19 protein-coding genes and 2 pseudogenes are annotated in these 24321 nt (G+C 42.9%); 8 read left to right on the top strand and 13 right to left on the bottom strand.

Annotation, left to right across the window (positions count from 1 at the left end; all coding sequences use genetic code 11):
• Positions 1-24 precede the first annotated feature (24 nt).
• Together HCR01_RS11480 and HCR01_RS11485 are read left to right on the top strand one after the other, a co-directional pair.
• Positions 25-3087 carry a hybrid sensor histidine kinase/response regulator gene (locus HCR01_RS11480; RefSeq protein ID WP_193196327.1) on the top strand — a complete coding sequence of 1021 codons (3063 nt, stop codon included), beginning with the start codon at positions 25-27 and terminating at the stop codon, positions 3085-3087.
• A gap of 184 nt (positions 3088-3271) precedes the next feature.
• The gene (locus tag HCR01_RS11485) at positions 3272-3709 is read left to right on the top strand and encodes a TOBE domain-containing protein (protein ID WP_193196328.1); all 438 of its coding nucleotides are present in this window, start codon (positions 3272-3274) and stop codon (positions 3707-3709) included.
• Between the two features lie 201 nt (positions 3710-3910).
• On the opposite strand, the gene HCR01_RS11490 is transcribed toward HCR01_RS11485, so the two are convergent.
• On the bottom strand, positions 3911-4195 hold the full coding sequence (locus tag HCR01_RS11490; protein ID WP_193196329.1) for a DUF427 domain-containing protein: 285 nt from the start codon (positions 4193-4195) through the stop codon (positions 3911-3913).
• A gap of 35 nt (positions 4196-4230) precedes the next feature.
• Between HCR01_RS11490 and HCR01_RS11495 the strand changes: the two genes are divergently transcribed.
• Both HCR01_RS11495 and HCR01_RS11500 read left to right on the top strand, forming a co-directional pair.
• On the top strand, positions 4231-4563 hold the full coding sequence (locus tag HCR01_RS11495) for a hypothetical protein (RefSeq protein WP_193196330.1): 333 nt from the start codon (positions 4231-4233) through the stop codon (positions 4561-4563).
• 6 nt (positions 4564-4569) lie between these two features.
• The gene (locus tag HCR01_RS11500) at positions 4570-4800 is read left to right on the top strand and encodes a hypothetical protein (RefSeq protein ID WP_193196331.1); all 231 of its coding nucleotides are present in this window, start codon (positions 4570-4572) and stop codon (positions 4798-4800) included.
• A gap of 32 nt (positions 4801-4832) precedes the next feature.
• Here the strand turns inward: HCR01_RS11500 and HCR01_RS11505 are convergent, their stop codons facing one another.
• From HCR01_RS11505 to HCR01_RS11535, 7 genes and pseudogenes are all read right to left on the bottom strand, one after another.
• Positions 4833-5078 carry a DUF5615 family PIN-like protein gene (locus HCR01_RS11505; RefSeq protein WP_226889271.1) on the bottom strand — a complete coding sequence of 82 codons (246 nt, stop codon included), beginning with the start codon at positions 5076-5078 and terminating at the stop codon, positions 4833-4835.
• Between the two features lie 122 nt (positions 5079-5200).
• Positions 5201-5431: a DUF433 domain-containing protein gene (locus HCR01_RS11510; protein WP_193196332.1), complete on the bottom strand. Its 231-nt coding sequence runs from the start codon at positions 5429-5431 to the stop codon at positions 5201-5203.
• Positions 5432-6094: 663 nt separating this feature from the next.
• Entirely contained in the window at positions 6095-8308 is a 2214-nt protein-coding gene (locus HCR01_RS11515) for a tetratricopeptide repeat protein (RefSeq protein WP_193196513.1), read from the bottom strand.
• A gap of 238 nt (positions 8309-8546) precedes the next feature.
• A complete protein-coding gene (gene psb34 / locus HCR01_RS11520) occupies positions 8547-8723 on the bottom strand; it encodes a photosystem II assembly protein Psb34 (RefSeq protein ID WP_162399188.1) in 177 nt (58 codons plus the stop codon).
• A gap of 287 nt (positions 8724-9010) precedes the next feature.
• Positions 9011-11077, bottom strand: a complete 2067-nt coding sequence (gene thiO / locus HCR01_RS11525) for a glycine oxidase ThiO (RefSeq protein ID WP_193196333.1) — start codon at positions 11075-11077, stop codon at positions 9011-9013.
• Between the two features lie 301 nt (positions 11078-11378).
• Positions 11379-11735 carry a hypothetical protein gene (locus HCR01_RS11530; RefSeq protein ID WP_193196334.1) on the bottom strand — a complete coding sequence of 119 codons (357 nt, stop codon included), beginning with the start codon at positions 11733-11735 and terminating at the stop codon, positions 11379-11381.
• Between the two features lie 49 nt (positions 11736-11784).
• A pseudogene (locus tag HCR01_RS11535) lies at positions 11785-12150 on the bottom strand ((2Fe-2S)-binding protein).
• Between the two features lie 179 nt (positions 12151-12329).
• Here HCR01_RS11535 and cimA point away from each other — a divergent pair.
• The 3 genes and pseudogenes from cimA (at position 12330) to HCR01_RS39935 (ending at position 14895) form a co-directional block, all read left to right on the top strand.
• Positions 12330-14030 (top strand): citramalate synthase, encoded by a 1701-nt coding sequence (cimA, locus tag HCR01_RS11540; protein WP_193196335.1) that lies wholly within the window; start codon positions 12330-12332, stop codon positions 14028-14030.
• A gap of 191 nt (positions 14031-14221) precedes the next feature.
• Positions 14222-14577 (top strand): annotated as a pseudogene (locus HCR01_RS39930) (class I SAM-dependent methyltransferase); the annotation flags it as partial.
• 21 nt (positions 14578-14598) lie between these two features.
• Positions 14599-14895 (top strand): hypothetical protein, encoded by a 297-nt coding sequence (locus HCR01_RS39935; protein WP_264299902.1) that lies wholly within the window; start codon positions 14599-14601, stop codon positions 14893-14895.
• Between the two features lie 329 nt (positions 14896-15224).
• Here the strand turns inward: HCR01_RS39935 and HCR01_RS11550 are convergent, their stop codons facing one another.
• Positions 15225-15458, bottom strand: a complete 234-nt coding sequence (locus tag HCR01_RS11550) for a hypothetical protein (protein ID WP_191757869.1) — start codon at positions 15456-15458, stop codon at positions 15225-15227.
• Positions 15459-15618: 160 nt separating this feature from the next.
• Here HCR01_RS11550 and HCR01_RS11565 point away from each other — a divergent pair, with 160 nt between their 5' ends.
• A complete protein-coding gene (locus HCR01_RS11565; protein WP_226889272.1) occupies positions 15619-17895 on the top strand; it encodes an NAD(P)/FAD-dependent oxidoreductase in 2277 nt (758 codons plus the stop codon).
• Positions 17896-17949: 54 nt separating this feature from the next.
• Here the strand turns inward: HCR01_RS11565 and HCR01_RS11570 are convergent, their stop codons facing one another.
• The 4 genes from HCR01_RS11570 to HCR01_RS11585 form a co-directional block, all read right to left on the bottom strand.
• Positions 17950-19500 (bottom strand): hypothetical protein, encoded by a 1551-nt coding sequence (locus HCR01_RS11570; RefSeq protein ID WP_193196515.1) that lies wholly within the window; start codon positions 19498-19500, stop codon positions 17950-17952.
• 432 nt (positions 19501-19932) lie between these two features.
• Positions 19933-21432, bottom strand: a complete 1500-nt coding sequence (locus tag HCR01_RS11575) for a hypothetical protein (RefSeq protein ID WP_193196336.1) — start codon at positions 21430-21432, stop codon at positions 19933-19935.
• A 59-nt stretch (positions 21433-21491) separates the two neighbouring features.
• Positions 21492-22262, bottom strand: coding sequence for a TIGR03943 family putative permease subunit (locus tag HCR01_RS11580; protein ID WP_193196337.1), 771 nt, complete (start codon positions 22260-22262; stop codon positions 21492-21494).
• A 74-nt stretch (positions 22263-22336) separates the two neighbouring features.
• A complete protein-coding gene (locus tag HCR01_RS11585; RefSeq protein ID WP_193196338.1) occupies positions 22337-23392 on the bottom strand; it encodes a permease in 1056 nt (351 codons plus the stop codon).
• Between the last annotated feature and the right edge of the window lie 929 nt (positions 23393-24321).

Genomic DNA, 24321 nt, shown 5'->3' on the forward strand with positions numbered 1-24321 from the left:
GACCAATGACTAAGGACAAAAACCATGTCACAGGACAAAGAATTAGAAATCCAGATGCAATTTCTGGAAGAAGCAACTGATTACTTGAATACATTAGAAGGGGTATTACTGGAAATCGACACCAGTAACCGCATCGATTTGGATAAAATCAATGCTGCACTCCGAGCTGCTCACTCCATTAAAGGTGGTGCGGGCATGATGGGATTTCGGGCACTGAGTGATTTAGCTCATCGTTTAGAAGATTCTTTTAAAGTTTTAAAAACCCGAAAAAACTCCCTAGAAATTGACACTCAGTTGCAAAGTTTACTGTTATCTGGAGTTGACTGGCTGCGTCAAATAGTGGACTTGCTCTCAGAAGGAAATACTGTTGAAGAACAGTGGTTGGCCACCTTTTGTTACCCCATTTTTGATGAGCTGCACGATCGCCTAGGCGACCCCACTCCTGAAGACGCCACGACCATGCTTTCACCAGAGGATGGACAAGATATCATCCCCTTGCTATTTGAAACAGAGGTAGAAGGCTGTTTACAGCGTTTGGAATCTATATTGGGCGATAGCGAGCAGCCTGGTTTGCACGAAGAAGTTGTGATCATGGCAGCGGAATTAGGCGGTTTGGGGGAAATGCTCCAGTTACCAGCTTTTACCCAGCTGTGTGAGTCAGTAACGCAGCATTTAGAAGCAGTAACCTCCGATCGCATTCCCGAAATTGCCCAATTAGCATTAGAAGCGTGGCGGCGATCGCAAGCTTTAGTTCTGACAAATCAATTAGATAATCTGCCTACAGAAATTGAATTCGGTGGAGTGGCAAATACATACACTCAATCTGAGTCATTCTCAACAGCAGAAACAATAGCTCAGTTCCTCGCCACAGATGTAACTGACACCAATCTCCACGATATAGAAATAATCTCAACGGATAATTTACAACCAGAGCAAACTGAAGAGAATTGGCTAGTAAATGAACCAATTGCTACCAATTTCACTTTTTTGGATACAGATATTGCTAATGACGTGGCTGCTGTCAACATCCCACCAAGCACAATAGTTGCTGGAGAAGTTGCTACAGATTCGGAATTTGTTGAACGCAAAAATGAGTCAGTTGGTGTTGGCAAAGAGCGTGAACTTCAAGAAAATAACGTCAGAGTTCCCAGCAAACAACTTGAGCAAATTAATGATTTATTTGGAGAACTGATTGTCCAACGTAATGGATTGAACTCGCATTTAGAAAGATTACGCAAGCTAGTACGTCACCTGAATCAGCGAGTACAAGTTCTCGAACGAGAAAATCAAGAACTTCGTACAGCATACGACAAAATGGCGACTCAAACTGTGATGCCATCCGGTATGTCATCTAATAATATAGAACCTAACTCGATATCTGAAGATAACTATCAAACACAAGGCATAAAAAGAGGATTTGATACCTTAGAAATGGATCGCTACAACGACTTAAACCTGTTATCACAGGAAGTCATGGAAACCATTGTTCAGGTACAGGAAGTCACAACTGATATTCAACTGAGCGTTGACGATACAGATCAGATTGCTCGCAAACTTAATAAAACATCGAAACAGTTACAGACAAAACTCAATCACATCCGAATGCGTCCGCTGTCCGATTTAGTCGAACGTTTTCCTAGAGCCTTGCGCGAGCTAAATGTAGAGTATGGGAAAAATGTACAATTAAAACTTGAAGGTGGCAACACCCTAATTGAACGCAGCATTTTGGAGGCTTTGAATGAGCCTTTAATGCACCTGTTAAGGAATGCCTTCGATCATGGTATCGAAGAACCTGCGACACGCTGCACCTTGGGTAAACCAGAACAAGGATTGATTGAAATTAAAGCCACTCACCACAGTAATCGCACCCTTATCACTATGCGTGATGATGGTCGGGGCATTTCTTTAGAGAAAATTCGCGCTCGCGCCCTAGCAATGGGATTAGATGCTTCTCTACTCGCTAGTGCTAGCGATGAAGAACTGTTATCACTAATTTTTGAACCAGGTTTTAGCACTTCCGACCAAGTTACAGCATTATCTGGTCGCGGTGTCGGGATGGATATAGTTCGCAACAACCTCAAACTGATTCGTGGAGATGTCAAAGTTGATACAGAGTGGGGTATCGGCACGACCTTTACCCTATCAGTACCGTTTACACTTTCCGTAGCACGAGTTTTGTTGGTAGAAATCAACAGAATACTCTTGGCATTTCCTACAGATGTCATTTCGGAAATATTCTTATTTCAAAACGACCGAGTTTTCCCAATGGCGGGTAGTGAAGTTTTGAATTGGCAAGGAACTATGCTACCGCTGATTCGCCTTGGCCGCTACTTAGAGTTTAATTGCCCGCGTTACGATAGCCCAGAACTAGAAACTCCGCCAGCGATTAATGCTAGCAGCGTGTTAGTAGTCAAAAGCAATAATCAGCCAGTCGCCATACAAGTAGACCGTTGCTGGGGTGAACAGGAAGTTGCCATCCGTCAAGTCGAGGGAAACATACCTCTACCTGAAGGCTTTAGCAATTGTACGATTCTCGGCGATGGTCGAGTAGTAGCCCTAGTTAATACCAACGAGTTGCTGTATTGGATTGCTACTAATCAGCGTACCCCTAGAAGCAATCAGTTGCCGTCAGCCAGGTTAAAAACAGCGTTCCTCATGTTTGAGGACGAAAAAGTACCAGCAACCCCTGCTAATCAGAAAGGCACAATTTTGATCGTAGATGACTCGATTAATGTTCGTCGCTTCTTAGCCCTGACTTTGGAAAAAGGGGGGTATCAAGTAGAACAAGCTAAAGACGGTCAAGATGCTTTAGAAAAACTTCAGAGTGGTTTGCAAGTCCAGGCCGTGATTTGTGATATTGAAATGCCTCGCCTTGATGGTTATGGCTTTCTAGATCGTGTAAATACAGACGTTGATATGAGAAATATTCCCGTTGCCATGCTGACCTCTCGTAGCAGTAATAAACATCGGCAACTGGCAATGCAACTAGGTGCGCGAGCCTACTTCTCTAAACCTTATAACGAGCAAGAATTACTACGAACAATGGATGAAATAATTTGTACTGTAGCCGGAGCGACATCTAATTAAATTCAACCGGGGATTTTGTGTCAGGTAGTAAGTGTCTTTTTCCTAAAAAATTTTCAAGCCTGTCCTCTGTTCCCTATTCCCTGTTCCCTGCCATATAGCCTCAGATAGATTCTGCTTTGGAGGATTGACACTTGGTAAAATCATACCAAGATCAGAAATATATACCAATTCAATTGGTAAAAATATGCCAAGAAAAGAACAAGGATGGGTTACATTTCAAACATCAGAAGAGGAGCGGAAAATACTAGAAGAATTCTGCCAGCAGTCTCAGCGTACAAAAACTGAGATCCTTCGAGAACTAGTACGCGGTCTGAATGATCACTCTTCAACACCAGCACCAATACCAACCAAGCAGAAGATCAAGGAGAATGTTGACGCTCCTGATATAAAAATTAATAGTCAAAAGAAACTGTTAAAAGTTAGCTCCCGTAATGTGCTGAAGGGAGTTGTTAAACGAGTGATTACAGGAGCAGTTAATACTGAGGTAACGCTAGAGATTGTTCACAAAGTTGAGTTAACCTCGATGATCACCAGAGTGTCAGCAGAGGAATTAGAACTGTCTGAAGGAACAGAAGCCTATGCAGTCATCAAGTCCAATGATATAGTCATTGCTAGGGAATAGAAGGTATTTTATTAATACCAATTTTTAGGAAACTTACACTTAATAGTTGGTCAAAACTTATCAGGCAAACTAAGGATTTTCTATCATAACCTTACTAAATATATGATGTTTGATTTATGTCAGCCATCATATATTTAGTTTGATTATTGTCGTAAATTCTGAGTTAATTCTCTGGAAATGAAATACTTCCAGAGTCTTTTATTAAGCTTCAACTTTTACACCTTTCCAGAAGGCAACATAGCCCTCAATATTCTTAGCCTTTTCTTTAGCGCTGGGATAGTACCAAGCAGCGTCTTTGTTGACTTGACCATCAACATCGATGCTGTAGTAACTAGCGACACCTTTCCAAGGACAAGTGGTATGGGTGTTAGTTTCCTGAAAGTACTGCTTGTTAATTGCATCAGCAGGAAAATAATGGTTGCCTTCTACAACTACGGTATTATCGCTCTCGGCTAAAACAGTTCCATTCCAAATTGCTTTCGGCATAAGTAACTTTGCGAATAAACTATACACATAACATTTTGACACTATTTATTTGTAGTGAATTTATGGAACCTGTGACGCTGACGGCTATTGTGACTGCGATCGCTGCCTTGGTGCAACTGCTGCAATCAAAAACTGTGAATGACTCCACCCGTAAGCAGGCAGCACATAGCTTAAGGATAATTTTACAGTATAATAAGCATCGCTTTGAGGTAATCAAAGCTTTAAGTGGTTATAATTGCTATGGTGTCTTTTGGGAATGCGCCCAGAATATGCCTTACCCCGATTTCTATCAAGCTTGGCATTACTCCAAGTTTTCTACTCGTGCAATGCGAAGCTTAGAGGAAATCCTCTTCACAAGAATAATTTAAGTACTTTTGCAGCAGCGACGTTACAAATGTCGTGCGGTCAGTAATGACAGCTTGCCCATTTGTTACGAACGTCGTAATGTTGGTCACAAACGTCGTAATGTTGGTCACAAACATCGTAATGTTGATGACGAAAGTCGTAATGTTGGTCACGAACGTCGTAATGTTAGCAATGAAAGTCGTAATGTTGGTAACGAATGTCGTGATATTTGTGGCAAATGCTTATATTGTTGTTACTAACAAGCAATAAATGCCAGAATCAAAGCTACCCGCTATTCACGTCTAATTGGTAAAATACGCACCCTCGATTGAGCTTGGTCAATCGTGATCAATGCGCCTGACTCTAGTAAAGACTCAAACTGATTTAGAGCTGAAATCACTAGATTTTCGATACTGTTCGGCAAAATATCCTGGGTGCGAACTTGAATTACACTAGGGCTATCAGCACTTGTTGCAGCTAACAAGGAGCCGAAATCTAAATCGTGGGTAAAAACGATATAACCATTAATCTTGCCCACTCCATAATTATTGAATCCTTCTCACGGGGGTTGCCAATGGTAGACCAGTGGACAGATAAAATACTGTACCTCTCAAAAACCGCAACCCAATCAGGGGAAAGGTTCATAATCAATCAAAATTTTCATGCACTTCTTAGAGGCACTTCAATTTCTTCAACTGGCCATGCAGCATAGGCAAGCGCCTCATAAATATCAGCTTCTTCCAGGTAGGGATATGCCTTGAGAATATCGTTATTACTGTGTCCAGATGCCATTAACCCAACAATAGTACCAACAGTGACACGCATTCCTCGAATGCAGGGTTTACCGCCCATCACTTCTGTATTGCGGGTAATTCTAGTGATATTTTGCATGGTTGTTGCCTCACTATGTGGGATTATTAAATTGAGAAACCAGAAATAACTGCGTCCATATTTTCTATTATCTGACCTTTCCCATTAAGTGGTAAAACGTTTATGTTATTGTTACTAACGCCTTTTACTTTAGTTATGCTGCTAATATTTTAGCTAATAAATTAACTCATGCAAAATTCAAGAAACACAGAAAAGTTAGCATATTATTTATGATTTTATAGGCTTGTTATCAACTACTTATGCAGAACGCAAGCAAAAAAGCGATCGCCATACTTCATTATTTCAATCTTAACAAGCTTTATTGTGTTAAACTTGCTCCAATCAAAGCAATTACGCACCTTATTCAAATTGGTTAATAGCTTCAATTTTATCTGAAATGTTGCGTATTTTGTTTTTATACTCAACAGGTATTTCAATTTTTCCGTTGTTAACTCTAGCGTTAAAATGTGTGTTTGTAGTCATTGGTTTTTAGCTTCAATTACCTATACTGTGGCTACTTTCCTTAATTATCGTCGTCACTTCCAGCAGGAGATTGTTAAAATCTTAATATATTCATAACTAAAAACTGACTAAGCGATCGCTTCTTCAATTCAAATCGCCTTAAATGCAAAAAGATGCCGTGATACAAAAATTCTAGAGTAATAAAGTTGAATGTTGATAGAACTACAACTTGGACAAAATTTCTGGTAATAACTGACTAGGAACTTTAGATAAAGCCAGATTTTGTCCTTGTATTCCTAACTCATTATGGAAAGCACGAATAGTTTTTACCACATAAGCAAAAGTTGTTTGATAGACTTCTGGTTGTTTGTTTAATCCATTTAAAGCTTGCAAATGGTTATCTAATGATGCTTCTAGGTGTTGAGAACGCGTCGTCTTATCCCCATTGAAAGAATTATCTACTACTAGCTGATAATGGGCTAGTCCCAGATTATTGTGAGTAGCTAGCAAATCAAAATTCAAAGAAGTATCATTAAGTGAGTAAGCCAGAGCAATAGCTTCTTCGTAAGCACTAATACATAGTTGCAGATACTTTTGCCGTACTTCTTTAGTTGTTTGAGATAGGTTTGCTAAATGCCAGTAGGCAGTACCTAGATTATTTTGTGTCGCGGCACAGGCGCTAGGAACCTGTGCTGGAGTGCGATACTTGAGAGCTTCACTATAGACATCAATAGCTAGCTGGAGATTTTCCGCTGGTTGTTCGTATTGTGCCAGATTCCAGCAAGCAGTACCGATGTTATTTTGAATCATGCCATACTTAAGTGGTTCTTGTTCAGGGCTGTAGTGTATGAGTGCCTGATTGTAAGCTGCGATCGCTTTCTTTAAATGCACAATCGGCTGATTATATTGCCCTAAATGCCAGTAAGCAGTACCCAAATTATTCTGACAAGCCGCATACTTTAATGAATCCATGTCAGCTGTCCGATAGCGGAGTGCTTCGCTGTAAGCTGAAACTGCTTGCTGCCAATTTTCAGATTGGTTAGAAAAACGCGCTAAATCACCATAAGCTGTCCCTAGATTATTTTGCACACGAGCGTAAGTTTCTGGATGTGTCTCTGGCGAGATCAGCTTTAATGCCAACTGATAAAATTCTATTGCCTGCTCTATATAAGTTTGTCCCTCTTCCAAATTGGGTGGTGTGCGGTATAGCATCCAGTAGAGTGTACCCAAGTCATTCAAGATATCTGGTAGTTGACTTGAAGTTTCGTCGTAGCTAATTGCCTCCTGATAGGCAATAATTGCCACCATGAGATTTTCGAGAGTTGACTGTCCTTGCTCAATGCGAAGGCGATATAAGCTACCCAAACGATGATAAGCTTCTGCCAGTAACTCTCCCGAAGCTTGCTGTGAGTGTAATGCTTCAATCTCTAACAAAATTTGCTGCGGTTGCCAGTAATCTTCTGTGTCTTGAGTAATCTTCGTATTAATTGTTGCTATTACTAACTCCGTTAACTCACTGCTAATGTAAGATAAAGACGACAGCGATTGCTCATTACTCCCACTGGCAGATCTAGTAGTAAATTCCTGTGGCTGTGGCACAGTGTTCAATAAATCTACTATTGGCGACGCAGTTTCTTGGGTTTTGTGTGGGTGATTTGCTTGTGCCTCTGTCTGCAAATCGTAATTTTCCTCAAACTTCATCTCAGTAGTTGCTGTTCTGAGTTCTACTGGGGTGACTGATTCATCTGGAATCGGTTGCTCAAGATTTCCTAAATCCAAACTTCTCGAATTAGAAAAACGTTCTGGATAACCTGAATTGTGCGTCGTTGGTGTCGGTTCTCCAGCAAACGTAAATACGCCAGTACGGCAACGCCAAAACTGTGGCGCTGATTGCTGAATAGCTGACAACCAAGGACGCGGTATCCACAACAGCAGATTAGAGTCTAAAAATCGGCTGGACTCTTGGGTAGAGAAATATTGTTGGCTTAAGCGGAGATAGTGCAAAAATAAACGCTGTATTGCCACTGGCTGCTTGGTTAGCTGCTCTACCCCTACAATCTGAAATCCTGGTATTGGCAAGGACTTCCCTGGACTATCTTTTGATGCCCCAACAATTGGTGGTGGATAATTAGCCAACCATTGATTTATCTGAACTATCGGATTAGGATCGTTTAGATTTAAACGCAACGTGACTAATCGCGGATAGGCTGGAGTGCTATTTTCTTGTGTATCTGATGGCTGATATAGCACTTGTCCAACAGGATAAGCCAATGTAGAGTGCAAACGAGCCGCAACTTGATTTCTCAAGTGTAAATCATCACACACTGCTAAAAAGAGTTGTCGCCGCAAGCCAAGACTTAGAGCAAGCTTTAGGCGGTGGTATACTTGCCGATTCCAAGCAAAATTATCGTTGTGTGCAGTATCATTCACGCTCATGGCGGCTAAAGAGCCAAGACACAATGTATATCCCTCTTCTGGGCGCATCCAAGCAGACTAAAAGTGAATGTAGGTTCTGCTCAGGATAAATCAAGCTTTTAAGATTTGGTAGAATTAAAAAGTATATAATTATACTTAACGTCTAATTCAATTTTAACAAAAAATAAAAAAGCAGGCTCCTACTAAAATCGGAACCTGAAAAACCAAAACGATGAAGTTTTATTAAAATAGTTTATGCTCAACTGTTAGAAACAAAGAAGGCTACCACAATCAAACTACCAACCAAAACTGTAGCAGCGACACCAAGGAAAATGTAGGTTCGCTTTTGTCCATCAGTGGGAGGTTCTGCTTGATAAATCTTCGGTTCGCGGGCAAAATTATTCAGAAGACCGCCTTCTTCATTTGTATAGGGCATGAATTAAGTCCTTTATCCTGTCTTATCCTTCATTTAATGTTACATAAACTTTATATTTTGCCTTCTAAGTAGGAGATAAATCGTTACATTGGTCATTAGGCATTGAAAGGAGACAAGGTAGAGACTTCTTCAATAGACCTCTTGCAAAAATATATTTTTGCACCTTCGGGTAAAGGGTAAAGGTTAAAGGGGAAGGGTTGTAAGTCCCTTTACCCTTTACCCCTCAACCTTTACCCTGACTTTTGCAAGAAGTCTAATAATTCCTCCCAATCCTCATTCCCCAATCCCTAACTAGTAATTGTCCCAGTTAGAGGTGAACTAGGGCTGGCGTAGTCTTTGATGGGCATTCTGCCGGCAAGGTATGCTAGACGGCCGGCGACTGTTGCCAAATTCATGGCGCGAGCCATTGCTGCTGGGTTTTGGGCAAGGGCGATCGCACTATTAATCAACAAAGCATCTGCCCCCAATTCCATCGCCTCTGCGGCTTGGGAGGGCGAGGCAATACCAGCATCTACCACCACTGGCACAGTTGCATTTTCGATAATTATTTGGATGTTGGCAGTTGTTTTCAGCCCTTGTCCAGAACCAATCGGCGAAGCTAAAGGCATTACCGTGGCACAGCCTACATCTTCTAAACGCTTGGCTAGCATGGGGTCAGCATTAATATAAGGTAATACCGCAAAGCCTTCTTTAACTAGTTGTTCTGCTGCTTGTAGTGTCCCAATCGGATCTGGGAGCAAATACTTAAGATCAGGTATCACTTCTAACTTGACGAAGTTATTATCTTCTTGCCCCAACAATTTCGCCATTTCTCGCCCCAAACGGGCAACCCGAATCGCCTCTTCGGCTGTTTGACAACCTGCGGTATTAGGTAACATCCAGATTTTTGTCCAATCTAGGGCTTCAGCTAAACCTTCATGTCCGGGTGCTTTGGTTTGTACCCGTCGCACAGCCACAGTGACAATCTGGCAGTCGCTAGCGACGACACTTTGTTGCATTTCCTCAATGCTGCGATATTTGCCTGTTCCCGTTAGTAAGCGAGATTGGAAGGTTTTGCCAGCAATAATTAGTGCTGAGTCCTGAGTGCTGATTTTTGTTAGCGGTAGCGGGGCGTCTAGCCCTTGTTGAGTACTGAGTTCCGAGTTTTGCGAGGATACGGTAGGGCGATGCCCGTTGGAGAAATTGGCAGAGTGAGTGAGCATGGAAGTGTGAGTAGATGGCTGAGCGTGAAAGCGCGAATAGTGGAAATCAGAAAGTAAAGGGTCAGACTTCTGCTGACAGATTAAATCGGCTATTAATGCCGCTGTTATGGGCGCAAGCAGAATTCCATTGCGGTAATGACCAGTAGCAAAGGTTAAATTTTTACAATGGCTAGCACCAATAATAGGTAATTCATCGGGGGTGGCTGGGCGAAATCCCCACCAGAATTCCTGGATAGGATAATGCTGTAATTGAGGATATAAGCGGATAGCTGCCTGTAGTAATGTTTGAATACCATCTGGGGTATTGTGGGGGGTAAAGCCAACATCTTCAACCGTTGCCCCAATGATGAGCGATCGCTTCTCTTTTAAAGACGCTGCGCGATCGCGTCTCGGTACAATGTAAATATCCTGCCCAAACAAAACCCGCTGCAAGGGCAATTCCGGCACAAATTCTGGTACTTGCACACTCAACATTTGTCCTTTTCTAGGACGCACAGGTAGTGGTAATAATTCATTTGACCAAGCACCCGTGGCTAAAACATAGTGTGCAGCGCGGATTAGTCCAGCATTGGTTTGAACACCAAGAACTTGTCCCTGTTGTTGCCTAATTGCTTCTACTGTAATACCTTCTTTGAGTTCAACACCAAGGGACTCGGCCGCTGTCCACAGTACATGTGCTAAAGCTCGATTATTAACTTGTGCATCTTCAGGATACCACCAGCCACCAGCTACCTCTGCTCCCAATCCTGGCTGATATTGATGAATTGCTTCTTTGTCTAACCAGTAAGCTGGAGAGAGGGGCGAAGTGGCAGATAAGGGAGTATTTTCTTCCCCAGCTTCCCCTGCTGCCCTGCTCTCTTCAAAGATGGGTGCTAGGATACCGCAGGGCCAGTAGCCAGTATTTAAGCCAGTCAGTTCTTCTAGTTTATGTGTCCAGTCGGGATATAAAGCACGCGATCGCCAACACAAGGAATGCATTGCCCCATTCGGGATGTTTTCCGCATCTGGTGCTAACATCCCAGCGGCGGCGTGGCTAGCTGCGGCAGAGAAATCACGACAAAGCACGGTGACATATGTCCCGCGCAGTTTTAGCTCAATGGCGATCGCTAAACCAATAACGCCACCACCAATAATTACAATCTCACTAGTCATTAGTCATTAGTCATTTATCATTAGCCATTTCTTATTAGTACATAACTAATAACTCAATAACTAATAACTTACGACTGATAACTCATAACTTGTAACTAATGACTAGTACCGCTACGCGGAATTCATAATTCCTGTACCGCAAGCGGTTCATTGATTTGGAATGAGTGGTTTGTGTCCACCATGCTGTACTAGTACAGTACAGTAAAAATAAGCTAGACAGTTAAAAACAAACAAAAAAACAGATTTCATGAGCATTATAGACTTCTATATTCTGTCTAGCCGCTTTTTGTCCTAGCAACCGCTACCATAAAGCTCGAATTGGTTCGTTGCTTTGATTTCCATCAGTTGATTGAGTATCTGTGAATTGGGTGTCTGTTGTATCGGTTTCATCGGTCGCGTTATTCTGAGCAACGCTAGTTCTGCTTTCATCTCTGTCAGATGCAACACTGCCCCTACTTTCATTTGTTTGAGATGTATCTTCATTCCTGCTGCCAGCAGTACTATTAACATTGATATTAGCTGGAAGAACTCTGGCTTTTTTGTCAGTGGGAGCGTTAGCGCTTTGTTGTCCGCCCATAGGAAAATTGATGCCTAGTAATGTACCAAGCAAAATCGCCAAGCCGCCAGCCATGAGAATTAAGGGTGTCCATCTACCCATCTTGTTTTGCTCCTTTTTAACCTTCTGGTGTCCACACTATTTGAGAACCTTAACCGGAAAATCCATCAAATTTTGTCACTTTCACATTGCCTAAACCTGAATTTGACAGGCTAAACGCAGGTCTGCTGTAGGAGAATGAGAAAGAAGCGATCGCCCTTGGCGTGCTCGAAGCAATCGCATTCATCAGGTCTTGTGGCTTAACCACAGACCATTGTCGCGCTTTGCCACGCCAATTCGCGGCTGATACTTCGCTTTCTACCTTAACCGCACAGGTAGCATAACTGCCGATTATGTGACAGTTTATTACCTTAGCACCGCTATTGTAGAGGTCAATACCATTTTGCTGCAAAATGTTTCGTAAATTGGCTCCGATATCGTCCGTATATGACCTAATCTGTCTTTCGCTCAAGTGCAAACTGAAGGCAAGACGGCTAGATACTTGCTTAAAGCAAGTGCGTCCGAGTGGAAGCATTACGCCCTCGCATTCAATTGTTTTACCTTCAGCTAGAACCTTAGGCATTTTTAGATTGCCAAACTGGGTTTTTGTTGTATATTGACACATTGCCTGGAAAGTTGTCTCGTCGGTCCAGTTTTATGACCACAAATCCCTCACCTCAACTTTGGCTCTATGACACTACACTACGGGATGGCACTCAGCGCGAGGGGCTATCAGTATCGATAGAAGATAAGTTACGCATTGCCCGGAGACTCGACCAACTGGGAATTCCCTTCATTGAAGGTGGTTGGCCTGGCGCTAATCCTAAAGATGTACAATTTTTCTGGCAACTCCAAGAAGATCCGCTCAAACAAGCAGAAATTGTTGCTTTTTGTTCAACTCGACGCCCTAACATGACTGCCGCAGATGAACCGATGCTACAAGCTATTCTGGCTGCGGGAACTCGCTGGGTGACGATTTTTGGTAAGTCTTGGGATTTACATGTCACAACAGGCCTCAAGACGACATTAGAAGAAAATTTGGCAATGATTCGTGACACGATTGAGTATCTCCGTTCTCAAGGGCGTCGCGTTATCTACGATGCCGAACATTGGTTTGATGGCTACAAGCATAATCCAGATTATGCTTTACAGACATTAGAGGCGGCGATCGCATCTGGTGCTGAATGGCTAGTCCTCTGTGATACCAATGGCAGCACTTTGCCTCATGAAATTAGCCAAATCGTTCAAGATGTCAATGGTCATTTGTCATTTGTGAGCCAGTGCGTTGCGGAGGTTCCCTCCGTTGAAGCAACTGGTGTCATTTGTCAAGAACTAATGACCAAGGACAAAGGACAAAGGACAATTCCCAAAATTGGAATTCACACTCATAACGATTCGGAAATGGCAGTTGCTAACGCAATAGCCGCCGTTATGGCAGGGGCAAACATGGTACAAGGCACAATCAACGGTTACGGTGAACGTTGCGGTAATGCCAACCTCTGTTCGTTAATTCCTAATTTACAACTGAAGTTGGGTTACAGTTGTATCACAGAAGACCAGCTAACGCAACTTACAGAAGCTAGTCGTTTTGTCAGCGAAGTAGTGAACCTTGCCCCTGATGAACACGCCCCCTTTGTAGGACGTTCGGCTTTTGCTCACAAAGGTGGTATTCATGTATCAGCCGTGGAACGCAATCCCCTGACTTACGAACATATTCAGCCAGAACAAGTCGGAAATCGTCGCCGCATTGTGATTTCTGAACAGTCTGGACTCAGCAATGTTCTAGCCAAAGCCCGCACTTTTGGGATTGAACTCGATCAGCAAAAGGCAGAGGCTAGGCAAATTCTTCAACGTCTCAAAGATTTGGAGAGTGAAGGATTCCAATTTGAAGCAGCAGAGGCAAGTTTTGTACTATTGATGCACGAAGCTTTGGGGGGTCGCCAGCAATTCTTTGAAATCAAAGGGTTTCAAGTCCACTGTGATTTGATTGAGGGAAAAGCAACTAGCAACGCCTTAGCCACAGTTAAAGTAGCTGTTGACGGTAAAAATATTCTGGAGGCGGCAGAAGGCAACGGCCCGGTGGCAGCTTTGGATGCAGCTTTACGTAAGGCTTTAGTAAACTTTTACCCTCAAATAGCGACTTTTGAATTGACAGATTACAAAGTGCGGATTCTCAACGGACATACGGGCACGGCGGCAAAAACCCGCGTGTTGGTAGAATCAGGTAATGGTCATCAACGCTGGACTACGGTAGGGGTTTCGACCAATATTTTGGAGGCTTCCTATCAAGCTGTGGTTGAGGGTTTGGAATACGGTTTGTTGTTGCACTCCCAAGCGGAGGCTGCGGTGAAAGCTTGAAGTTGACAAAAGACACCACATAGCTATCGATGGTATCTAAGTTCTTTTACCTAAGAGAATTGGGAAGCGATCGCGCAACAGTTTATGTGCGATCTTTCCTATTTTCTGCTCAATCAACCTATGTAGGAGGAGCTAGGTAGAAATAATTTATCGAATAAATGTAGTTATGTTGCTGAAAACGAGGCAGGAATATGAGGGAAACGCTAACTCAAAAGATACAGACTGACTTTGACCTAATTGCATTACTGAAGCAGCCAACATGGAATCACAACAGTCATTATCATAGTTTCCTGCTGAAACAACTACCAACCCACTGTGCAAACATTCTTGAAATCGGTTGCGGTACTGGGGCATTTTCTCGTTTGTTGGCTCAACGCTCTAACAGGGTTATTGCGATAGACTTATCTCCCAAAATGATAGAAGTGCTAAGCGCCAGTGTGAGTGTTATACGAATATCGATTTTCAAGTAGCTGACATCTTACAGTGGGAGTTTCCAGTTGATCATTTTGATGCGATCGCCTCTATTGCGACCTTCCACCATTTGCCACTGGAGAGCTTACTGCCCAATTTGAAAACTACATTGAAACTGGGTGGCAAGTTAATAGTTTTGGACTTGCTAGAACATGAGATTGTACGGGATAGCTTGAGTGATGTGATTGCTGTCCCACTTAGCTGGATATTCCAAGTGTTTAGAAATAGGCGTATCAGACCGACACTGGAAGCAGTGGAAGCATGGAGAGAGCACGGTCGTACAGACAAGTACTTAACTCAATCTCAAGCACAGCAAATTTATACAGAAGTGTTAACGGAAGCAATCGTCAGAAAGCATCTGTTGTGGCGTTATTCAGTAGTATGGGAAAAATAGCGTGTTGCAGGTAACCGAGAAACGCTATAATTTCAGCCTAAGCTTTTGTTGTGCCATTTTTAACTCGTCGAACTTACGTTAAAAAAGGTAAAAGGAATTACTTTTACGTTTTGCTTTTTTCGTGACTAGTGCCCAGTACTGATATTGTTAAATTAGTGGCTTATTTACCGTGAATCCAAAGATAGTGGCTCAATTGCCAATTCCAGACAAATAATAATTGTTACTCCCACACCTAACACGCCACCGACAATATAGGCACAGATATAAAAAGCTAATGCTGCAAAGACATGGCCGATGCCTGCGACAAGGACTTCATTCTACACAATGTTCTAAGAGAAATTTTCCCAGGCTTGGGCAAGCAATTTGCTCAGCCAGCGTCGTTGTTGCCGATCCAGCATTGAGTCATCCGCTAACACCTGAGCGGTTAATTCTTCTAAGGATTGACCCTGAGCGCGGACAATTTTAACGACTCCAGCGATCGCAGCGGCAACTAATTCTTCATCAATAGGCTTTTGTCGCAGGGCAACAATTTCTTGGGGGCTGTCTGGAATGGGATAATTCATGGCGTGGGTTAACAGAAATAAAAAATGAACAATAAATTTGACAAACTCTTAAAATTTCTTCACTGAATCTTTATGCAACTAATAGGGCGGAGTTTAGCGTACTTTCTGCCTTTGTAAAATCTGTCTTAGTGAGTAGATTGATCGGAGATGTCAGGGAAAGATGAGAGAAATCCTTTATTTAGAAATTCCGACTCCGGATACGGCGTCTGTACGTAACTGGTTGCAAACAGATTTTAAACCAGGAAATGGGGAAAAGGTGCTGACCCCGGAAGGCTTTCGCCTGAGAACACCTGCTGGAACTACAAATGCTAGTGAGGCTATTCCCAAAAAATTACCTAGTGAACTTTCTGTATTTGTCTGGTCAGTGCAACGAACTACCTATCTGAAAATCTTCCGTTGGGCAGATCAACACTTTCCTGGAGAGGGGCAAATCCTGCAACGTCTGACCACAGAAATCAGAAGCCGTTTTCCGCATCACTACCCAGAACCGCCTGCGATTGATCTATCCCAACAATCAATTTTTGCAGCACTAAGCTCTGTCTATCCCCTCACAGTTAAGTATTTTCAGAAAATGCCCAATGGTGAATATGACCTAAAGCGTGCCTATTGGTGGGAACAAAGATGGCGTGAAGGGGTACGCAATCCCCAGGAGCCGCGTCAAGTTGTGTTTTCCCAATCAGTAGGAACAAGAGCAGGGGGAGCAGGGGGAGCAGGGGGAGCAGGGGGAGCAGGGGGAGCAGGGGGAGCAGGGGAAGCAGGGGGAGCAGGGGAAGCAGGGGGAGCAGAGAGAAGTCTGAGCGGCGGCTTCCGCCGCTCAGAACTTCTCCTGTCGGAGACGCTACGCGAACGGGGGGGGGATAGGAAAATAACATCCTCCTCATCTTGCACCTACGACATCATCTATATTGGTGGCGCGTTAGGTGTGATTCATGCGGCAGTGATGGCAAAACTGGGATATAGAGTCTTGCTACTGGAGCGAATGCCTTTTGGACGGATGAATCGGGAATGGAATATTTCACGCGATGAGATTCAAAGCTTAGTTAACCTGGGTTTGGCAACGCCCGCTGAGTTAGAAACTATCATTGCTAGAGAGTACAAAGACGGATTCAATAAATTTTTTGATGCCAATAATCCATCCAAACTGCGATCGCCTGTCTTACACACACCCACAGTGCTAAATTTAGGCTTAGATTCCGAGAAGTGGCTACGGATGTGTGGTCAAAAATTACAAGCAGCAGGCGGTGAAATCTCCGATGAAACAGAGTTTATCCGCGCAGATATTGACAAATCACAAGTAATCGTTACAGTTAAGCATTTACCCAGTCAAACTGAGAAGCAACTAAGTGGACGACTGTTAGTAGATGCAATGGGATCTGCGTCTCCAATTGCCTGGCAATTAAACGGTGGTCGTGCCTTTGACAGTGTATGTCCGACAGTAGGAGCAGTAATTGAGGGCGGATTTGAGCCGGAAGTGTGGGATTCTCAGTATGGAGATGTTCTTTATAGTCACGGGGATATCTCGCGGGGAAGACAGTTGATTTGGGAATTGTTTCCTGGAGCAGATGAAGAACTGACAATTTATTTATTTCATTACCACGAAGTAAATCCGCAAAATCCCGGTTCATTGTTGGAGATGTACGAAGACTTCTTCACTATTTTGCCAGAGTATCGTAGATGCGATATGGACAAATTGGTGTGGAAAAAGCCGACATTTGGCTATATACCGGGACATTTTAGTATAGACAGTAGCGATCGCACAGTTGCCTTTGATAGATTGATTGCGATCGGTGATGCTGCATCACTCCAGTCTCCCCTGGTTTTTACTGGGTTTGGTTCCCTAGTTCGCAACTTAGAGCGCCTAACAACACTGTTGGACACTGCCCTCAAGCATGACCTGTTGAGTTTCCGACACTTGAATCAAATTCGCGCTTATCAAAGCAATGTTTCTGTGACTTGGCTATTTTCCAAAGGCATGATGGTTCCGACAGGAAAATTTTTACCACCCCAGCGGATTAATGCTATGCTCAATACCTTCTTTGGGTTGTTAGTAGACGAACCCCCAGAAGTGGCAGATAATTTTATCAAAGATAGGTGTGATTGGTTAACTTTTAATCGCCTAGCACTTAAGGCAGCTCGTAAAAATCCTACCTTGCTGCTGTGGATTTGGGAACTTGCTGGGCCAAGAGATTTGCTCAGGTGGCTAGGTAATTATTTTAACTTCGGTCGTCATGCCCTCGTCAGTGCTTTGCTGAGTGCATGGTTCCCGCACTTCCTGAACCGGATCAATCCTTGGCTGCAACCCCGCTATCCAGCATTGTGGTTGCGGCTGCTGACTATTAATTATGCGATCGCTAGTGGTAAACCGCGATCGCCTCATCAGGTAGCAAAAGTTACTCCAGAAATAATTCAGAAATCAGAAGCGAGAATTATGAATTAGTCCAGAGTCATTAGTAATTGGTCATTAGCTATTCAAATGACAAATGACAAATGACTATTGACTATTTGGGTGAAAATTCGGCAGTTCCACAGATGCTAATGACTTGCGCCCCTTGGGTGGACGTTGGGGATAAACTACCGGTGAGGGCGAATTGCCATCATTGATGTTGTCATCTGATGAATTTTCGGATAAATTAATTGCCGATAATTCCAACTGTGACCAGTAGTCTTCAGTTTCTTCAGCAGTCGTCTCAGTGTGAGGTGAAGTGCAAGAAACTGGTAAGTTATTGGCTGGTGAAATTACAACATCTGTTGTCCAAGAAGTAGAGGTAGTTGCAGGAGGATTTATTTCTTCCTCAACTGGCTCCTGAAATTCCTGTCTTGATGTAGTTTCTAGTTCTTCATCCTCATCATCTAAAATTGTTGCCAAGGATTCCCAGGTAGGCGTACCAGCCTGATTGCTGTCTGGTGGCGGTGAGGCAGATGCAGTCCCAGAGGCGAAAAACATTTGAATTAGACTATCTAATTGCTCATCTAGGTTTGATGACCCTAAAGGTGAAACTTCTGATGTATTTGGGGAATCATCAAGTTTTGGTGAAGGGTCTGGTTGTGCTGGTGTCGGCGTGTCTTTCTTGACTGACCAGTTCCAAGGTGATGGGGGAGGAGTTGGAGCGGGTTTATTTCTTTGGTATGAGGCTGGTGTTGACGATTCACTCCAAGGACTATCTGGATTTGCAGTCAAGTCTGATTCTCCTGACCAAGGTTTAATTGGCTGTGCGTCGGGAAACAAAGACCGAGCTTTTCTCGAAAATCTGCCTTGTCCGCTGGTTATGTCTTTAGGATGTTTTGCCGTATCGTCTAGGGAGTCATAACTGGGGACAGGTGTATCTAGACATTTTTCCAGAGCTGCTTTAAATTGCAAGGTCTGGCGTTGCTGTCGCATCAGTCTAGTACGTAGCTCTCGACCAGTATTTTCTGCTAGCAATAGTTGCTGAGACTGTTCGCTGTAGTTAGTTTGCAGCAAAGCACATTCTCGCTCTAATTGAGCAAGACGTTGTTGGCTAATTTGTAACTGTGCTTTATAGGTTTCAACGAAAATCTCTTGGTGTTGAACAGTTTGTACAGCAGTTTCTAACTGTTGGAAAAGGGACTTTATTTGTTCTTGGGCGGCGGCTAGTTCCTGAGTGTGTTGGTTGAGCATCGACTCAGTGACACTGGAGCGGGTTTTTTGCCACTGCAAAACCTTTTCAGACTCAGCTAAATCGTCTTTTAGCTGCTCCACCTGTTCATACAAGCCATTGTTAGCAGTACGTAATTCTTCATTCAACGCCAGCAGCTTTTGAAATTCCAAGTCAATAAGTACTTGTTTGTCTTTTTCCGGCTCTGCAACCCAGTCTTGCTGAGTGGTATCTTGTGAGAACTGTGGAACTTCAGTCTCGTAATGTGTATCTTCGGCCGGCTTGAGGAGTGGCAATTTTGTAATCGCCATATTTTCATTAGGCACAACAGAGTAAAAAGGACAACTCGCCTGCTCCGATTGTGGCAAGTTAGCAGAATTTAGGGATTCCATCACAGCCCCTTGGTTTGAGGTGTCAGCTTCATTCATCACTCTTGACCCACCTGCTTAAAAATATTCAGCAGTGCTGGCGTTAGCATTGCTGATCAACTGTGTCCGTTGAGGGTTTACTCTAGATGCCAAGTTTAACTCTCCCCAAGCATGAGTAATTAGTCATTAATTTAGAGTTCCCCATTTTGCATCTAGAACTGATGCCGTTATAACACTATGAGGCTCTACCCCGTCAAGCTTCGGTATGACAGGGGCTTCTAGTTCAAATACTAATGCGGGGTCTGATCCTGCTTGACTTTAGTAAATAATCATGATATGCAATTGTCAGACAAAAATTTACACGCTAGATAAACTTTAGCGTGTACATAAATTTAGCAAACCGTCTTACATCACTAGTAATAAATCTGGGGGCAAAGGAGCGGAGGGGAAGAAAAATTACAATTGACTCTTGACTCTTAACTCAGCACTATTTCAGGACAGCCAGCGAGGACGAAATCCAACTAAAGGCAATTGTTCTGGCCTAATTTCTACAGTTGCGGCGTCGGCGATGGGTAATAGAGGCATTAACCACAAGCTACTGGTAGCGATCGCATCTCCATCATCTGTTTTCAACATGTTTTCAGGTAATGCTCCTGTGGGGTTTGGCTGTGGTACTACTTGATCAACTAACAAGCCCAAACCGTCAGGAGATAAACTCATTTGCACATTTCGTTGTTCGGGGGGCAGAACTAGTAGCGGCTTCTGTTGTGCGGTTTTCAGGTCAATCGCTACTACATAGGGCTGTTCTATGTATTGTTCCTTTGACACTAGCTGTGTTAGCAAACAATAGAGGGTGGGTGAAGCCGTATCAAATTGACAGTTGATAATTGAGCCTGTAGTTTTTAATAATTGTTTCTGCACGCCTTGGTTTGTTACTAAAAACAAATCTCGCGTGTAATCTGTATTAAACTTTACCATTGCAGCTTGAGAGCCATCTTTGGAGAAAGCCTGTACCAAGCCAAACTGCGGCAGAAAATCCAGAGGTTTGTTTGCATCACCTTGCAGCGGTAAAATTGCCGCTCCCTGTCCTTGGGCTACTGCTACAGCTTTACTATCTGGCGTGATCATAAAGTCTCCCCCTGGTTGGCTTTGCAGGCGTTTTAGGGTAGGTTTTTCTCCAGAATTGTTGCTAGTTGCTGACATGAACCATAGCCCAAAGTCACCGGGATTAGCTCTGTTTCCTCGCTGGACGACAATAGTTTCTCCATCAGGTGATAAATCAAATTTGAGGTTTTGATATTCTTTACTGTCTAAAATCAGGTCAACTCTAGCGGCTGGTTCTGCTTGTTCTCCAGATTTTGCAGAAATGCCTGTTGTCACTGTGTACAACTGAGCTGAAAGTAAGTCTTGGTTATTTGTGGTGCGAGCTGAGAATAAAATTTTCTCACCATTTGGAAATGGCTCGAAGTCCATTACAACTAGGTCTTTGGGTGTGAGTACTCTTTTTTGCTCTTGAGTCAAGTTGTAGAGAACTAACTGCCCCTGTTCTTCTTGATTGGCTCCGATGTAAAGGATGACGCGATCGCGTGTACGGAAGCTACCTGTAAAAGGCTGTATTACCCTATTTTTACCTTCTTGTTGGACAAACTTATCTTTCGCCCCCTGCAACTTCACTTGATAATTTGTGCCATAGGGTGCTGGGGTCAACAACGTATACACCATCCGCCGCCCTGCCCAACTTACTTTACCTGCTAGAGGCGGATCAATCTTCAAGTTGTCCTCTACGCTTTTTGTGTCCATTGGGCGGCTAAAGTTAAGGCTGAAGGAAATATCTTCTGCCCCAATTTGTTGGTTTTGCCAGCTAAAATTTCGGACACGAGCTGTGACTGCATCACCTTGCAAGATCATGAACCCAATCAGCAGACTCAGCAGTAGCATTAGTGCGATCGCCATGCGATCTAGTGGTTGGATAAATGTTTTGGATTTGGTCATTGGTCATTGGTCATTGGTCATTGGTTATAAACAAAGGACAAGGGACAAGGGACAAATGACTAATAACTATAAGGATTTTTCGGTTGAGGTATCTTTTTTAAAGAGGTAGCAGCAATGGTCAGTTGGCGTTTTCCTGCCAGATTTTCTGTCACCATTTGACCTTCTACTTCTAGCCAATTATCAGGAGAGTAACGCTCTTGATTAGTTTGTAGTTTGACTGGCAATCCTATGGGGTAAGCGTCTGCTGCACAGCAAGTTAGGACAAATCGTGCCAAGAATAAATATTCTTTTCCTATATCTGGCGGATGCATTACAAATCCTTGGACTTTGACTTTTTGCCCTGTGTATGCATCTGGTTCAGGATAGACGTTGACAGTGCGTACCCAGTCTACTAGCGATCGCTCCTCTGGACGAACAGTAGCCCGAAATGCTTGGGGTTTGATGCGTGCCGTTCCTAATAAATCAGTCACATCGCGCTGGAGTGCCTTGTCACTGGCAAAGACTTGCGGTGTAATAATGAAACCCAAAATCGCTGTTGTCAACAGCAAAGTACTACCCCAACCAGGAGGAAATAAAGTAGTATGCTGAGCGCTTGGCGGTAAATCACGGCGGCGCCGCCGCCAAAGTTCCTGTGCTTTAAAGAAACCAATAATGATTAAGCCGACACTACCCACTATTGTCAACCCAAAATAATTCGGGTGAATCAACAAATTCAGCTTGCCAGTTAGCCAGTATTTCAACATCAAAATTCCCCAAGCTGTAATTGCTAGCACATCCAGCCAAGGGAGTAATTTATTGGGTATTTTAGATTTGCGGTTTTGGTTAGTCATTGGTCATTGGTCATTGGTCATCAGTCATTGGTCATTAGTCGTTAGTTACGAACAAAGGACAAATGACTAATTTTTTAAATGACATGTAAGTTAATAAAAAGTGTGAGCAAAAATGTCAATTGAGCGGCTAAAGCAAATAGGTAAAATATAGCTCTAGGCTTAAAAATTGATAACATCAAGCCCACAGATTTGATATCAATCATTGGCCCAAATACCAGAAATGCTAATAAAGAACCACTGCTAAAAGTCGAAGCGAAAGACAGAGCAAAAAATGAATCGACTGTAGAACAAATTGACACTACTGCTGCTAAGATCAGCATTGCTACAATTGAGCTAATGGGGCCAGCACCCAGACTGAGAATCAATTCGCGGGGAGCTAGCACTTGAATAGCTGCAGCGATCGCACTACCTATAATCATTACTGCGCCTAATTCCCGCAATTCTTGGATGCTATTATCTACTAATAGACGCAGTTTATCTGCAAGTGGTTTATTGGGGCTATAAGCTGAAGCAGTTGCCTGTATTAAATCATTATCTATTCGCGTAGGTATACCCGCTTTTTCTCCAATTAAATAAGTCCCCGATTGTAATAAACTGGGTGCTGTTGCTTCACGTTCTACTTGATAACGTCCCTTGCGGTGTTTGAGTTGAGGTTTTGAGGGTGGATTAAACTTCAGATAACGAGCGATCGCAGGTTGAACGATAGGACTTAAGTCTTTTTGAAAACTGAAAACAAAACCGATAGTTGTGGCGATTAATAGGGAAAATATGACTCGTAACACCACTATTTCGGGTTGATCTCGAAACGCCGTCCAAGTTGACCAAATCACAATTGGGTTAATTGTCGGTGCTGCTAATAAAAAGCCAATTGCCACTGGTGTGGGTACTCCCTGCATCAAAAACCGCCGCGCCACTGGCACATTGCCGCACTCACACACCGGAAATAACATACCGATCATGCTGCCGAATAAAGCACCCAGCAGTGGATTTTTGGGCATTTTTTCCACCAATTTGCGCTCATCGACAAAAAATAGCAGCAAACTGGAGAATAAAACCCCAAGCAGCAAAAACGGCATCGCCTCGACTAGCAGACTTAAAAATAGCGTAAAACCATTGTTCAGTTGATTCATGGGCGTCGCAGTCAAAAGCGGTTTTGAGTTTTAGGGTTCTGCCTAGTCATTCTATCGAAATGGGGATCAAAAGCAGGTAGGGATAATTAAACAACATTTGAACAGCTAATTGCTGTTTATTTTTAAGTAACGCTTAAGCGTTATAAATCTTTCATCGTCCTAAATAGGGATTTAACCTAGTATATTTACTGTCGATGACTATTCATAAGATTGTCTAACTTCCGAAATAGTTCCGATTGTAGACGGCAAGTAGCTAGCTACTTATACAATGTTTAATCACCTATGTTTATACTTACCGTAATTTGTTTGATAGTATGTTAACCGAGCCGTATTTTCATCAAGGATTCACAGTTATTCAATATTTGGGGATCGTTGGTACTACCATCCTCGATTCTGCTTATTTCTGGCACAATCTGATTTGAGCTTTGGTTGTTCTACTACAAAAACTCTAAAACTGCAAGAACGGAGTTTAGTAGATACGATACTTGTTAATAAGTATTTTGTCCAAAAATCGCTCAACTTATGTACAGACACAATATTTCTTCCTAGTTTTATAACTCTCGTCTCTATAAGGGAACTGCTGGAAAGTTACCTTAGCAGCTTTGCTACTTGGCTGTTTAGTATATAGCTGTACCTAAGAAAGAGTGTTTGGATAGTCGTTGCAAGCAAAAGTGCAAAGCTACGATGATTTCATGAAGCGAAGAAAGCCTACTAGTGCGAAATTAGAGTTTTGACTTCGGAGCAGACTTAGTTTGTATAGTCACAATTTTTAATTACACAGGTATTGTTGTATACGCCCCATACTACTGCTCTCTTCACAACTTTCCTTTCTTTGTGAGGACTGTTAACCCTCTTTTTTACAATTGAGCAGAGACTAGCAAAGGCTAAAGTGTTAATTTATTGTTTACCTGTCTTTGTAAAAATCAGGG

The organism is Nostoc sp. MG11, from assembly GCF_014904695.1.
Classification (GTDB): Bacteria; Cyanobacteriota; Cyanobacteriia; order Cyanobacteriales; family Nostocaceae; genus Komarekiella.